The sequence below is a fragment of the Chryseobacterium candidae genome (genome assembly GCF_004916905.1).
Taxonomy (GTDB): Bacteria; Bacteroidota; Bacteroidia; order Flavobacteriales; family Weeksellaceae; genus Chryseobacterium; species Chryseobacterium candidae.
Genome location: NZ_SDLV01000012.1, coordinates 1 through 14,579 on the forward strand (window position 1 = coordinate 1; position 14,579 = coordinate 14,579).

Below are 14,579 nucleotides of genomic sequence, written 5' to 3' on the forward strand. Positions count from 1 at the left end.
CAAGTATAATATCCGGGGCTGGATGACCCAGATTAATGATCCTGCCAACTTAGGAAGTGACCTTTTTGGATATAAGATCAATTATAATAAAGTAGAAGGGTTGGAAATTCCTAATGCAGATTATCCAAATCAAAAAGTAAAGCCGAGATACAACGGAAATATAGCTGAAGTATCCTGGAAAACCCTTACAGAAGATAATGAACCCTTAAAAAGATATGGCTACGCATATGATGGTTTAAACAGACTTACAGGTGGTTTTTATCAGAAAGATACAAACCCTTATGCAAAAGAATACAATGAGCTTCTGGCTTATGACATGAATGGAAATATCCTGAATCTGGTTAGAACTCAAGGGTTGCTTCCAGGAAGTAACACCACTTTAATGATTGATAATCTGAAGTACGATTATGCAGGAAATAAATTGGTTAAAGTTACAGATCAGCAGCAGAATTCCTCGGGATATCCTTATTCCTTAACTCCCAATATTATAGGTTATGATAATGATACCGTAGATGGAAATGGAAATATGATCAGCCATCCTGATAAAGGTATTTCATCAATTCAATATAATTACCTAAATTTACCTAAACAGATTACCCAAAGCTCAAAAGTGACCCAATACACTTACAGAGCAGATGGAGTAAAAGTAAAGAAGCTCTTTGGAGATCTGGAGACCCATTATCTGGATGGATTTCAATATAAAACTACGAAACAATCAGAATCATCAGATAGTGGAATAGGTGTTATTGATGATCCTGATGCACCAGCTGAAATAAAGTTAAGGATAATTCCTAACTCAGAAGGATATTATGATGCATTGCTGAATCAGTATATTTATAATTACACAGATCATTTAGGAAATGTAAGATTAAGTTATACCGATACCAATAAAGATGGAGTGATACAGCCAAGGCAATATTTCCAGAGTCAATGTGAAGATATTCCATGGGATCCTTTTAATCCACCCAGCTGTATCAGCATTTGGAAACCAGGAGAAATTGTAGAAGTAAATAATTATTATCCTTTCGGATTATTGCATAATTATACAGCCACAACGCAGAATGCTTATCAGTATAAGTACAACGGTAAAGAGCTGCAAGAGACTGGAAACTATGACTATGGAGCCCGCCAATACATGCCAGACATTGGAAGATGGAGCGTAATTGATCCGATGGCAGAACAATATAGAAGATGGTCGCCTTATAATTATACCGTAAATAATCCTATAAGGTTTACTGATCCCGATGGAATGCAAATTGCTCCTGGTAGTCAAGAACAATGGGATAAACACAAAAAAGATATACAAGATAAAAAAGCAGGATTAGAAAGTGAAAAGGCGGGATTAGCTCAGAAAGCCAAAGATGAAGGATGGAGTCAAAAAAAATTAGCGAGACAAGAAAATAGATTGTCAGAAAAGATATCAAGTTTAGGAGGATCACTAGATAATATGGGTGTACTTGAGGAAAGTGATAACGTATATGCATTAGAAAATTCTAATGGAGAAAATGGAAAAACTTATTATGACTCTAATACTGGGAATATAAATCTTAGTTTTGATGGTAGTACAAGCGAGTTTGTTCATGAAATGACTCATGGATATCAATTTGAAACAGGTTCGTTAGTCCTATATAAAGATGGCTATAGTGCTGGAACTCTTAATAATGAAACAGGTTCATACAAAGCCCAATTTGCATATGATCCCACCAATTTTAACTTTGTTAAAAGAAATACATCCGTATTTGAAAACAATAGAATACAAGATATGTCTGAAATTACAAATAATTGGGTAAGAACTATGCCAAGTGGCTTGTATAGTAATCATCCTAATACACAAGTTACTTTGTCTACCACTAGGGAAGCTTTATTAAAAGCTTTCCCAAAAGGAAATTTACCCCAAAATTATTCTATCATGAATGATCCAAGCGTTGTTATACCTAAAAGATTTTCAAAATGAGAAAAATGATTAATTTATTAATGGTAATATCTTTTGTAAGTTGTACTTCCAAGAGTGTAATGATTCCTATAAATCTTAAAGGTAACTATAGGTATGTTGATAACAAGCAATTCATAAAAATAGAAATATTTGATAGTAATAAAATCACAATAGAAAGAAAAGTAGAAGCCAACAGGGTTAAATGTTTAGGGAATTTTGAAATTATTTCTGATAAAAAAATTAAAGTCAATTGTATGGATGAAAGAGAAGGACACGAAACAAATAGTATTAATGATTTTGTTCCATTAAGATTTAATATTAAAAATGAAATAATTTATTTAGGCTTGAATACTATCGAATACCAAAATCTAATACTAACAAAAAAATAATTTGTAAGTTATCTCCTTTGCTGTTTGTAGCATATTACAGTTTAAAACAATACTATGGTAAAAAAGGATTTTAAATTTTATACAGATTATCATCAATTTTTTATTGAAGACTTCAGCAATGAGGATAAAGGCAGTTCAGCTTCTACTGATTTTTGGAATGAAAAATCTTTTAAAGAAAAACTTGCTTTAACAAACGGAATTATTGGAGTTGGGGTAGAAAGTTATGGTAATGAGATTAAAGGAGAAATTGAAATATTAGAAAAGCCAAATAATAATATTGATTATGACAAATATGACCATATTGTAGAAGGAGGAATCAATATTCAATCTGGCGAAATACAAATATTAAATTGTCCTGATAGTCATTTAGAATTGTCTTTAAAAGTATAAGTACAATGGAAAGGAGCTGCAGGAAACGGGAATGTATGATTACGGCGCAAGGTTCTATATGCCGGATTTAGGAAGATGGGGTGTTGTAGATCCGCTTGCTGAAACATCAAGAAGATGGAGCACTTACACTTATGCATTTAATAATCCTTTGAGGTTTATTGATCCAGATGGTATGCAAAACTATGATATAACATTTGGGAAAAGTGTTTCTGCTGATACACAAAATAAAATTGTAAGTGATTTAGAAAAAGAAACAGGATTGAAATTATCTGTTGGTGATAATGGGAAACTGAGTTACAAAGAATCTTCTGATATGGGAGGAAGTAAAACAGCTCGTGATATGTTGAAAGGCGCTATTGATAATCATAGAACTGACTATCAGATTAATTCAGACAACACTAAAGGATCTTCAATCGAACCCACAGGAGCACGAGGTGAAACAATAGATGGCGTGTATGGTTCAACAGTAACATATGACTTAAATATTAATACTGACCAAGTAAATAAATTTATAGCAGGAACAAGTGAGGCATTAAATCCTCTAACGATGGGATATGGAATGACTACTCTTCACGAAGTAAGCCATGTATATAATAATCTTAACGATCAGGATGTGATTTATGGTGCGCCAGGTCCAAATGAAAAAGTTATAAATACAATTAGAAGAGAATTAGATGCTTCCGGACAATTTACTCAACCATTTGGTCAAAGAGAATCATATAGCCCGACAGATATTCTACGTAATGGTAAGCCCTATAATTTTACGCCTTTTGAAAGAAGTATCATGGATGGTAATTTTAAAAAAATCGATGTGAAGAAAAACCTTTTTATGCTAACTCCAAAAACCAAATAATGAAATATTTAATTATTTTATCTGTATGTATTAGTTTTTCAATGTATGGACAATGTGCATGTGAAAGATATGAAAAAGGGATTGAATACATAAAACAGGATTTTATAAATAAGGGTACAGAAAAGTATTATAAAGATCTTTTAAATCCTGGAGCTTATGGAATCTCTATTTATGAAAGTTTTTTTCCTCTATATAAGTCTGATAGTTATTTTAATTGGTTAAATATTGAAAAAACTAACCCATATAAAAAAAGTAAGTGTTTATCTAAAGTAAATAAAAAAAATTGGGGAAAATTTTGGAAGTCACAAGACTACTATAAAAGCCAAAATGTATTTACAAAAGATAAATTTAAAGGGCCATCTCATATAGCAGTTTTTACTAAATTGAGAAATGATTCTTTAAGAGTTGATGTCATATCCAACTCACATAATGGCTTAAAGTATTGTGGTAGTGTTAATAAATATTTATTGATTTTTGATAAACAAGATAGTATTAAAGAAGCTAAAACATGGACAGCTCATTATGAATGTTTGTAATGATTTTTAATAAACAACCACTGCCTTAGCAGTGGTTTTCTTGTTCTGTTTTGTATATGGAAACAGAACAATAGAAATAAATCTTTGGGATAATGTTTAGGTATAGAATAAAAGGGCTGAATTTTTTATATTTGTGGTACTGAATAAAAAATCATGATGGAAAAGCTAAAGAGTTTACGAAAACAGCGGGGCTACACCCAGGAATATATGTCCAAGATCATATCCACGGATGTATCCAATTACAGCCGTAAAGAAAGCGGTGATGTAAGGATTTATGATGATGAATGGGAGAAGCTGGCCAAGGCTTTAGACGTTCCGGTAGAAGAAATCAAAGAAGAAAAACCTTCCAGTATTGTTCAGAATAATGATAATCTGACCTTCAATGATAACTCCGGAAACTATAATTATTACTGTAGTATTCCCAATCATATTTTAGATAACCTGAATGATTATATTGCCCTGCTGAAAAAGCAGAATGAAGCTTTAGAAGAAGAAAATAAGAAGCTAAAGCCCAATAAAAGAAATTAAACGTTGTCCCAAGCTGCCGCACGAATCCTTTCGTGTGGTAGTATTTTAACAATTAGTTATATTTATCAATACAAAGATCACCTAGGAAATGTCCGTGTGAGCTTTGCCAAAAACAGCACAGGCGTTCTTGAAATTGTAGACAGTAATGATTATTACCCATTCGGTATGAATCATTTAAAAACAGGAAGTGCTTATTTTGGACAGGATAGTTTTAAAAAGTACAAGTACAACGGCAAAGAACTCCAAGAAACTGGCGCTTATGACTTCGGAGCCCGCCAATACTTACCTGATATTGCTCGTTGGGTTGTACCAGATCCACTTTCTGAAAAACATCCTGATTTAAATCCAATGATGTACGCTAATAATAATCCAATAAGATTTGTAGATCCAGATGGAATGGATTGGGTTGAAGCGGCGAATGGAGATATTACTTGGCGAGATGATGTAACAGCTAAAAACCATAAAGATAAGGGAGTACTTCAAAAAGGTGAAACATATAGAGGAACTTACTATGAACGCACTAAAACCTGGGACAATAAAAAGCATAAAGGACTTGTATTAGAAAGTTATCATACATATGGAAAAATGAGTTATTCTGCAGCAAAAGAAATGAGTGTTGAGATAGATGGAGAAATGAGAAACTCTAAAATTGGCGATGTGGATGTAAAGTTAAATGTAACATTTGAGAATGGGAAAACAAAAACATTAGGTTCTTATGATGGTGTTGCAGGAGGTTTTGGAAATGGCGCACCAGAAAATGGGGAGTATACTGTGGATAGTTATCAAGACAGAAGTCCAAATGGATGGTATAACAAAGGAATGAATCGGGACGGAGTCGGATTTAGTTTTAATCTTAATCCACAATTTAGTACAGGTAGAAGTTTATTAAGAATACATCCTGATGGAAATAATGAGGGAACTTTAGGCTGCATCGGAATGTCTGGGGATAAAATTGTTCTAACTAATTTTAGAGATACTCTAAGAAGTATGATAAAAACAGGAGGTCCAGTACCTGTAAATATTAATATTCAGAATAATCCAAATAATAATGGAAAAAGTGGAACGAAAATACCAAATGTTAATGAATAGTCTTTTGTTATTATTTTTTCTGTTTTTTAGTTGTCATCAATCAGAAAAAAAGATACAAGGAAAGATAGAAAATGAAACTGTTATTACAGAGAATTTTTCTAAACCAGATTTTAAAGTGAATCAATTACAATTAAGAGAAGAAAGTTCTATAAATAATTTTTATCCTCAAAATGTAAGATTATTAAATAACTTAAGATATTCTCCTGTGATTGCTTTTACAGATAAAGAAAAAAAAGAATATTTACTTGCCTATCAATATGAGGGAGATGTGAAGAATAGTTTTAGTTGCTTCGAGGTAGGATATTTAAAAGATGACTCAAAACTTGAGAAAGACGTTACAGAAACTAAATACGATAATTTTAAGACAGAATCAGGACTGAAATTAGGAATGACTTTAGAGGAAATAACCAATATAAAAGGTAGTAACTATAAAGTTGAAAAAAAATCTAACGAACAAATTATCAGATATACGATTAAAAATGCTGATGATCCCAAAATAAAACAATATGAAATGCCTCCGTATTTTATGGAATTTTATTTAAAAGATAACAAGCCGTATAAAATTATATTTGGTTTTGAATATCCCTAAAATAAACCCCAAGCTGCCGCACGAATCCTTTCGTGTGGTAGTATTTTAACAATTAGTTATATTTATCAATACAAAGATCACCTAGGAAATGTCCGTGTGAGCTTTGCCAAAAACAGCACAGGCGTTCTTGAAATTGTAGACAGTAATGATTATTACCCATTCGGTATGAATCATTTAAAAACAGGAAGTGCTTATTTTGGACAGGATAGTTTTAAAAAGTACAAGTACAACGGCAAGGAGCTGCAGGAGACGGGAATGTATGATTATGGGGCGAGGATGTATATGCCAGATATTGGAAGGTGGGGTGTATTAGACAATTACAGTGAAAAGTATTTTTCTATTTCTCCATATACTTACGTAGCTAATAACGCTGTTAAATTTATTGATATAAATGGGGAATGGATATATATTAATGATCAGGATGGAACTCAGTACAGATATCATAATAATGCAACACAACATAAAGTAGATGGGAAATGGACAAATGTAGATGCAAATACAAATTTGTCAGATTATGTTGTACAGACTGTCGCAGGGTTAAGTCATTTAGACAAAAATACCTCTATAGGAAATACAATGATTGATTATTTTGATCAGGCACAAGGTACAGATGGAAAAGTAAGAGATATACACTTTAATTATACAACTGGAGAATCACAAATTAAACATGGTGTTAGTAATATTGTTGAACTAAATACATCTCCACATGGTTTATGGACAACATCAGGAATAAATACTGAAAATTCACCTTTATATGCAACTATTGCACATGAAATGGGACATGTTTATGGATACTTTGCTTTAGGAGAAAGGGCAGTCCCAGATGAAAGGTTTGGAAATACAACTGCTGAAATTTATGGGACACATGTCGAAAATATTGTGAGAGCTGAAACAGGGCTTCCGCTGAGAACTCACTATAAAACAATTATAGATGGGGTTGGGAAAAAATTTCCTAGTGAAGGTAGTAGATTAATTGATAGCGCTGGAAGCAGTATATACTATGATTCAAATAGAAGTCAAATAACTCCTATTCCAAGTGTTGATAACGTGCTTAAGGCCAATAAAAAAATATTACAAAACAGGTATAATTATTATGGAGCAGCTGCATACTTTCACTATCAAAGATTTAGAAATAGATCACATTAATATAAATCATAACCAATGAAAAACTATATTTTATTGTGCATAATGCTATTTACTAGCTGTTTATCACAAAGTAAAAGCTCGTTAAAAGAAATAAATCAAAATTTACTCAATAATAACGATGTTTCTTTTAATAGTTCTTATTTAAATTCCAAAGAAAATGAGGGAATGAAAAATGCTTTAACAAAATTTAGATTGTTAGGAATAGAATCTTGTAATATAAATCCTGAAAAAAAATATTCACGTATTTATATTGAAGATGGATTTCATTATGAAGAAGGATTTTACAACGGGATTATTATTTTCGATAATAAAGATGTTTGTGAGATAACAAATAGCCCTTACAAATTGGGAATTGATAGTCTTTCGTACAAAAAAGTAAAAAATGGCAATTTTATATTTTATACGAAAAAAAAATCAATAGAAGACTTTAAAAAGAACAATTTGAATGAATATTATAGATATCAATTAGTAATAGAAAATAAGGTAGATGAATTGAAAAAATGTTTGGAAGTTGATGAGCTTACCCCAAAACCAATTATTTTTACCAAAAATTATTATATCATTGGTAAACAGATTAATAGCTATGGAACTGTCAAGATAAATTATAATGATATTAAAGATGGTGTAAAAGATATTCCTTATTTTAAAAAAGAAAATCAAAAAAGATTTATGGACTGTATTGGAAATCTAAATATTAAGTTTGAGTAAATATTTTTGTTAGCATACCCCGGCGCGAGCATGCTGTTCGTGTCCACTCTAGTATATAAACAACCCTTGGATTCCCCTGCTGCTCAAAATCGGGAGACTTTGAGCTAGCCAAATAAAAACAAAACCACTGCAATTGCGGTGGTTTTATTCTTTTATCCTGTAAAACCGTTATATTTACCAATACAGAGATCACCTTGGGAATGCCAGGGTAAGCTTTTCCAAAAACAGCGAAGGTGTTCTTGAAGTTACAGATACCAACAATTATTATCCATTTGGATTGAATCATATTGAAGGGATGCTTAGCAGTTCTAATTTTGGAGGGTATTATAGTTATAAGTATCAGTCACAGGAATTACAGGAAACTGGTTTTTACTCGTTTAAATGGAGAAATTATATGCCTGATGTGGGAAGGTTTTTCAATATTGATCCTTTGAGTGAAAAATATGCTTATCAAAGTCATTATAATTTTTCTGAGAACAGGGTTGTGAACGCAAGGGAACTAGAAGGCCTTGAAGCGGTTCCTATAAATGGAAATGAATGTGATATCCAATGGAAGGTTAAAATAAATAATAATTTGGGGGCAGATTACAGTAAAACCTTATTAAGTGATACCTCCAAAATATTAAGTCAGAATGGTGTAACTATTAATGTTGTAGAAGATGCGAATGCAACTTTTACTGTTAATTTGGAGAATCCTAAAGTTGATTTGAAAAATATGCAATTAATTAATGGGGAATCAGCAATGGATGGAGACACTTATGGTGGAGCAGTTACCTCTAAAGATAGTCCAAGAACTTTGGCTCACGAATTAGGACATAAAGCAGGACAAGACCATATTTTTGATGATACCAGCAAAGTTCCTAATACTGCTGAAAATAAAGATAATTTAATGAATTCTGGTGGAAATACTAATGAAAGTCTTCAAAGTACAACAGGAACCAAACTTCAGGAAGTACAATCTAATGACATGAAAAGTCATATTAATACAGTTTATCAGAATACACAGAAAATAATAAATAATGAAAAAAATAATAATAAGACGAATTAATATTTTGTTTTTTCTCTCAGGATTTTTGTTTGTTTCTTGTCAAACAAAAATCGTCACAAATTTCGATAAATATGAAAATTTGTCAGTAGATGATAAAAAAGGAGTTAGTCAATATATAGAAGAAGCAAAAAAATCTATTTCCAAACGAGATGATGAGATAATTCTACTGTTTCAATATAACTGTTTTTTCAATGAAACATTAACTATAAATAATAAGTTTGTAGAAAGCTTTCCTAAGCAAGAAAACACTATTCATTATGGACAAAAACAAATTCATTTTCCTAAAAATATGGGTAATATAAAAATTACCCAATCAGATGGTAAAAAAATTACTATTCCTCAAAAAGAAGGTTATGATTATATCACTGTTTGCTATTACAAAAAAGAAGATAAATTTTTCATTCATTATTATGATTTTCCAAAATTATCAATTGTTGAATAGAGTATAAAAATTATAAAATCCCTCTCTTTTTCGAGGGGTTGTGTTACTTATGGGTAACGGTTCAGATTTGGAGTTTTTATCCCTTCGGGATGAACCACCTGAAACCGGATGAATCTGCTTATATTGAAATGGGAAGTTATGTGAATTACAAGTTCTTAGGGGAAGAGTTGCAAGAGACGGGAATGTATGATTACGGAGCCAGATTCTATATGCCGGATGTAGCAAGGTGGCTTTCTGTGGATCCTTTAGCGGAGAAAATGCGTCGTCATAGTCCTTATAACTATGCGTTTGATAATCCTGTAAGGTTCATCGACCCAGACGGAAGACAAGCAGATGATTGGCGAAACAAAAATGGACAGTTAGTTTATGACCCCAAAGCTAACGATGGAAAAGGAGCGTATACAAAGTTTGCTACTGATAAAGACAAAGCATATGGAGATGGTTTGAAAAATTCAGGTAATACAGGTGCCACGCAATTTGATCAATTAGTAACTTCAAAGTTACCAACTACTGTAGAATATAGTAACGAAAACCACCCTTTTTCAATGGGAGAGACGCATCCAATTGAGAAAGATGGCAAACTTGTAGGTTTTGAGATTACAATATATGAGGGATCTAGTGAAGATGCATTTAAAAATCCAGACAAAGTTTTAAATTCTGACGAAGCAGATAATGTGAAGAAGGGAAATTTAAGTGCTTTTGATATATCAACTTCAACTTTTGGTCATGAGATTGCCCATGCAAATGAAAAAAACCATCAACTACTTAAGAAACAGGGAGAAACTGGTATTATTGACCCTAAAAATAACAGCGAAACAACGCCAACAGTTATAGGAAAACAGATTCTTAAAGAATTGAGAGATAATAAAATTAAAAATAAATAATTATGAATAAGTACTTTATTATTGTTTTACTTTTTTTAGTTACTTGTTGTAAATCTCAAAGTATCACCACGTTTTCTCAATTAGAAAATAATATTAGAGAAACACTTTTTCAAAAAGGTTATATATCACAAAATGAGTATTCTCAAAAAAAAGGTTTTACTATTTATGGAACTTATCAAAGAAAAGTTGATGAAAAAAAGTTACGAAATGGTATATATGATCTTTATTTAGGAAATCATAGTCCTCAATTCAAATTTATTTACGAGCGAAATAAAATTATTTTTTTAGATATTTATTCTTTCAAGAATTTTTTAGAATCAATGAGAACACAAATGGTTTATTTATTTGAACAAAGATATTGTAGAGAAATTATTGTTGATTATGTAAAGAGATTGATTAGAACACATTACAGTTTTAATAGAAATCCAAGAGATCTGTTTAATAAAAATTGTGAATTTCGAGAAAAAAGAATACCAAGTACATTTTATTTAAATGAAATTAAGAGTAAAATTATTACCGAAATTGCGCAGAAAGAGGATTTAAAAGAAGAAAATTTGCAACTTGAAAAAATTGAAAACATTGCAGTTAGCGAGTTAAGTGTATATTTTGGTATTAATGAGAAAGAAAAATTGGAAGAAGGAATTTATAGTTATGTTAATATAAATTCTAGTGTTTCTAATAATAGTTATTTTATCCTAAATGGAAATGATATTAAGTTTTTGAAAATGGATTCAGATGAATCATTCATTAAATCAATTCAAGAAATAATTTTATTTGGAGAAGATAAAAATATATGTTCTGAAAAAACTATTTGGTGTATTGAACAATTATTTTCAAATTATATGGAAAACTCTTGTCTTTCTAAAGTTACGAAAGATTTGCCGTAAACAATTTCCTGCTGCGCAAAGTCTCCCGACTTTGAGCTGGCCAAATAAAAACAAAACCACTGCAATTGCGGTGGTTTTATTCTTTTATCCTGTAAAACCGCTATATTTACCAGTACAGAGATCACCTTGGGAATGCAAGGATAAGCTTTGCCAAAAACAGCGAAGGTGTTCTTGAAGTTACATATACCAACAATTATTATCTATTTGGGTTAAATCATATTGAAGGAATGCTTAGTAGTTCTAATTTTGGAGGGTATTATAGTTACAAGTATAATGGAAAGGAACTGCAAGAGACGGGAATGTATGATTATGGCGCGAGAATGTATATGCCGGATATCGGGAGATGGGGTGTGGTGGATCCGCTTGCTGAAACATCAAGAAGATGGAGCACTTACACTTATGCATTTAATAATCCTTTGAGGTTTATTGATCCAGATGGTATGCAAAACTATGATATAACATTTGGGAAAAGTGTTTCTGCTGATACACAAAATAAAATTGTAAGTGATTTAGAAAAAGAAACTGGTTTGACTTTATCTGTAGGAAGTGATGGTAAACTTTCTTATGCCGAGACAGAAAATATGGGAGGAAGTGAAACTGCTCGTAATATGTTAAAAGGAGCTATAGATAATCACAGAACTGATTACCAAGTTAATTCGGATAATACACGAGGTTCTTCTATACAAGAAATTGGAGGCAGGGGAGAAAAAGTTGATGGAGTCGCGGGATATACACATGTTTATGATTTAAATATAAATACGGATCAAATAGATAATTTTATTAAAGGAACTAGTGCAGCTTTAAATCCTTTAACTATGGGTTATGGGATGATTACTCTTCATGAAGTTAGCCATAAGTATAATAATTTAATCGACGGTTCTGTTGGTAGTGACGGAACAGAATATCAAGCTTCAACCATATATGGTATACAAGGAGATAATGTTAAAAAGATGAATATTATTAGAACTGAATTGGATGCTTCTAGTTCTAGTGGGACGTTGCCATTTGGTCAACGAAAATCTTATTCTCCATTAGATGTAAGGGGAGTTAATTTTTATCCATTTAGTGACAGTTCGAAGACATTAGGACCTTCTAAAGTCGATCCTAAGAAAGACTTGTATATTAAAACTCCTCGAAAATAACAAACATAATAGAGAATGAAAGCATTACAAATACTAATATCTTCTATAATTATTATCACTTCTATCAGTTGTAATTCTACGTCAAAAGTTAGATATAATGCAGCATATAAAATAGTAAGTAAAGATTTTCTTAGTAAAGAAGCTTCTTTAAAAGAATTTGGAAAAGATATTTCAGGGTTATATATTTATGATTCAATTTATCCAAATCCTTTAAACGAGAAAGATTATAGCAATATTTATAAAAACATTTTATCCGATAAAGAAGAAATAAAACCATTAGGAAAAGATAAAAATCTGGAAGATTTATCTGATCAAAATTTAAATAATAACTGGGAATTAAGTAAACCATTTAATACCGTGTTCAAGAATATTGTTCAATATAATGAAATCCCAAATGGACCTTTAAATGCAGCTATATTTTCCGAAATTAAGGATAATCAATTAAGGGTGGATGTTGTTCCTTTTTTTGTGGGAAAGCCTAGATATTGCGGATCAATTATCAAATACTATTTTAAATTTGATAAAACTAAAATAATTAATAGTAAGAAATGGAAAGATCACTATGAGTGTTGGTGATAAAGAAAACCCCGCTCCCGCACGATTGTATCGTGTGGCAGATAAAAAAACAACCCTTGCAAAATTGCGAGGGTTTTATGTTTTATAAAGCAGTCGCATTTTTATTAAAATAAGTTTTTAAATTTTTGGTAGTAAGTATAAGTATTTGATCTGCCATTTTAAAGATCATTGATTGAGCTTCCCCCATTAAGCAGGTTTCTTAAAATCCGGTTTATCCTCAAAAGTAACTTCTTAAGAAATAATGCTTTTATAGTTTTTAATCAGATTAAACAGCTTTTAAACATCAGGCCTATAAAAATACTGGGCTTCTGTTCCCTGATATTGACTTAACTCCACAATGGAGGCTTGATTTTGTGCCCACAGCAGAAGGATTTTACAGTTTCACAGAAAACCGTTATATTTACCAGTACAGAGATCACCTTGGGAATGCCAGGATAAGCTTTGCCAAAAACAGCGAAGGGGTTCTTGAAGTCACAGATACCAACAATTATTATCCATTTGGATTGAATCATATTGAAGGGATGCTTAGTAGTTCTAATTTTGGAGGGTATTACAGTTATAAGTACAATGGTAAGGAGCTTCAAGAGACAGGAATGTATGATTACGGAGCCAGATTCTATATGCCGGATATTGGAAGATGGGGTGTGGTAGATCCAAAGGGAGCTGAGTTTCCAGGTTGGTCACCATATAGTTATAGTCTTAATAATCCTATTCGATTTATTGATCCTGATGGAATGGCGCCAAATGATATTGTATTTATTAATAATCGAGGTGTAGAAGTCCATCGTATTAAAAGTGACACTCAATTTAAAACATATATACAAGAATCTACAAATGCAAGTAATAACCCTGCCCAAAGCACTGCAGGCTGGAAGTCAGTTCCTATGCCTAATATAATTCAACATAGACCACAGTCTAATGAAGATGTATCTGGCGCAACTTATCAGGAAAACGACTATCAAATTGCAGCAAGAACAGGCTATTTTAACCAGGCTAAAAATTCTGGACAATTAAATTTAGTAACCGAAGGAGGTAATCCTATTCCAACTGAGGCTACAAAGGGAATTCCTGACTTAGACCCTACTTTAGTTAAAGCTGTTACAATTCAAGAATCGAATGCAGGTACAACAGGTATTACAGATATTATGCAGGCTAATGTTCCTGGAGATTGGTCTAAGATGAAAAGCAGTTACCAATTAACTAAAGGTGAAAAAACAAGCGAAACAAACTCTTTGTATGCGGGAACCAGAGTATTAGCTACAAAAGGATTTAAAGGAGGAGTTTCAGTTGATTCAAAAACAGGAAAAGCTACCTATAAATTTCAAGGATGGGCAAAAGCTGTAGAAGCATATAATGGTGGTGGAACAGCAGGTTATCAAAAAAGTGTCTTACAAATGCAACAAGAATCTAAAAAACCTAAACCCTCAGATTATTAAAAT

General features: G+C 31.8%; 16 protein-coding genes and 1 pseudogene. All 17 read left to right on the forward strand.

Annotation, left to right across the window (positions count from 1 at the left end; genetic code table 11):
- Positions 1-1,954: RHS repeat domain-containing protein (locus EK417_RS06400; protein ID WP_136521664.1), on the forward strand; the 1,954-nt coding region annotated here is incomplete at its 5' end.
- A gap of 5 nt (positions 1,955-1,959) precedes the next feature.
- Complete coding sequence (locus EK417_RS06405) at positions 1,960-2,322, forward strand: hypothetical protein (protein WP_136521665.1); 363 nt, start codon at positions 1,960-1,962, stop codon at positions 2,320-2,322.
- Positions 2,323-2,376: 54 nt separating this feature from the next.
- Positions 2,377-2,712, forward strand: a complete 336-nt coding sequence (locus EK417_RS06410) for a hypothetical protein (RefSeq protein ID WP_136521666.1) — start codon at positions 2,377-2,379, stop codon at positions 2,710-2,712.
- Positions 2,705-2,887, forward strand: a pseudogene (locus tag EK417_RS06415) (RHS repeat-associated core domain-containing protein); the annotation flags it as partial. The gene EK417_RS06410 and the pseudogene EK417_RS06415, both read left to right, overlap by 8 nt.
- 677 nt (positions 2,888-3,564) lie before the next feature.
- Entirely contained in the window at positions 3,565-4,101 is a 537-nt protein-coding gene (locus EK417_RS06420) for a hypothetical protein (protein ID WP_076598010.1), read from the forward strand.
- A 153-nt stretch (positions 4,102-4,254) separates the two neighbouring features.
- Positions 4,255-4,629, forward strand: coding sequence for a helix-turn-helix domain-containing protein (locus EK417_RS06425; protein ID WP_317129495.1), 375 nt, complete (start codon positions 4,255-4,257; stop codon positions 4,627-4,629).
- A gap of 3 nt (positions 4,630-4,632) precedes the next feature.
- A complete protein-coding gene (locus EK417_RS06430; RefSeq protein WP_136521667.1) occupies positions 4,633-5,718 on the forward strand; it encodes an RHS repeat domain-containing protein in 1,086 nt (361 codons plus the stop codon).
- Positions 5,678-6,307: a hypothetical protein gene (locus tag EK417_RS06435; RefSeq protein ID WP_136521668.1), complete on the forward strand. Its 630-nt coding sequence runs from the start codon at positions 5,678-5,680 to the stop codon at positions 6,305-6,307. The genes EK417_RS06430 and EK417_RS06435 overlap by 41 nt, the downstream gene beginning before the upstream one ends.
- A 96-nt stretch (positions 6,308-6,403) precedes the next feature.
- Entirely contained in the window at positions 6,404-7,453 is a 1,050-nt protein-coding gene (locus tag EK417_RS06440) for an RHS repeat-associated core domain-containing protein (protein ID WP_228457896.1), read from the forward strand.
- 15 nt (positions 7,454-7,468) lie between these two features.
- Positions 7,469-8,161 carry a hypothetical protein gene (locus EK417_RS06445; RefSeq protein ID WP_136521670.1) on the forward strand — a complete coding sequence of 231 codons (693 nt, stop codon included), beginning with the start codon at positions 7,469-7,471 and terminating at the stop codon, positions 8,159-8,161.
- A gap of 172 nt (positions 8,162-8,333) precedes the next feature.
- Entirely contained in the window at positions 8,334-9,209 is an 876-nt protein-coding gene (locus EK417_RS06450) for an RHS repeat-associated core domain-containing protein (RefSeq protein ID WP_136521671.1), read from the forward strand.
- Complete coding sequence (locus EK417_RS06455; RefSeq protein ID WP_136521672.1) at positions 9,181-9,651, forward strand: hypothetical protein; 471 nt, start codon at positions 9,181-9,183, stop codon at positions 9,649-9,651. The genes EK417_RS06450 and EK417_RS06455 overlap by 29 nt, the downstream gene beginning before the upstream one ends.
- Before the next feature lie 89 nt (positions 9,652-9,740).
- The gene (locus EK417_RS06460; protein WP_136521673.1) at positions 9,741-10,535 is read left to right on the forward strand and encodes an RHS repeat domain-containing protein; all 795 of its coding nucleotides are present in this window, start codon (positions 9,741-9,743) and stop codon (positions 10,533-10,535) included.
- Between the two features lie 2 nt (positions 10,536-10,537).
- The gene (locus EK417_RS06465) at positions 10,538-11,422 is read left to right on the forward strand and encodes a hypothetical protein (RefSeq protein ID WP_076597997.1); all 885 of its coding nucleotides are present in this window, start codon (positions 10,538-10,540) and stop codon (positions 11,420-11,422) included.
- Between the two features lie 227 nt (positions 11,423-11,649).
- Entirely contained in the window at positions 11,650-12,564 is a 915-nt protein-coding gene (locus tag EK417_RS21640) for an RHS repeat-associated core domain-containing protein (protein WP_317129496.1), read from the forward strand.
- Between the two features lie 15 nt (positions 12,565-12,579).
- The gene (locus tag EK417_RS06475; protein ID WP_076598006.1) at positions 12,580-13,140 is read left to right on the forward strand and encodes a hypothetical protein; all 561 of its coding nucleotides are present in this window, start codon (positions 12,580-12,582) and stop codon (positions 13,138-13,140) included.
- 353 nt (positions 13,141-13,493) lie between these two features.
- Positions 13,494-14,576 (forward strand): RHS repeat-associated core domain-containing protein, encoded by a 1,083-nt coding sequence (locus EK417_RS21645; RefSeq protein ID WP_317129497.1) that lies wholly within the window; start codon positions 13,494-13,496, stop codon positions 14,574-14,576.
- Positions 14,577-14,579 lie beyond the last annotated feature (3 nt).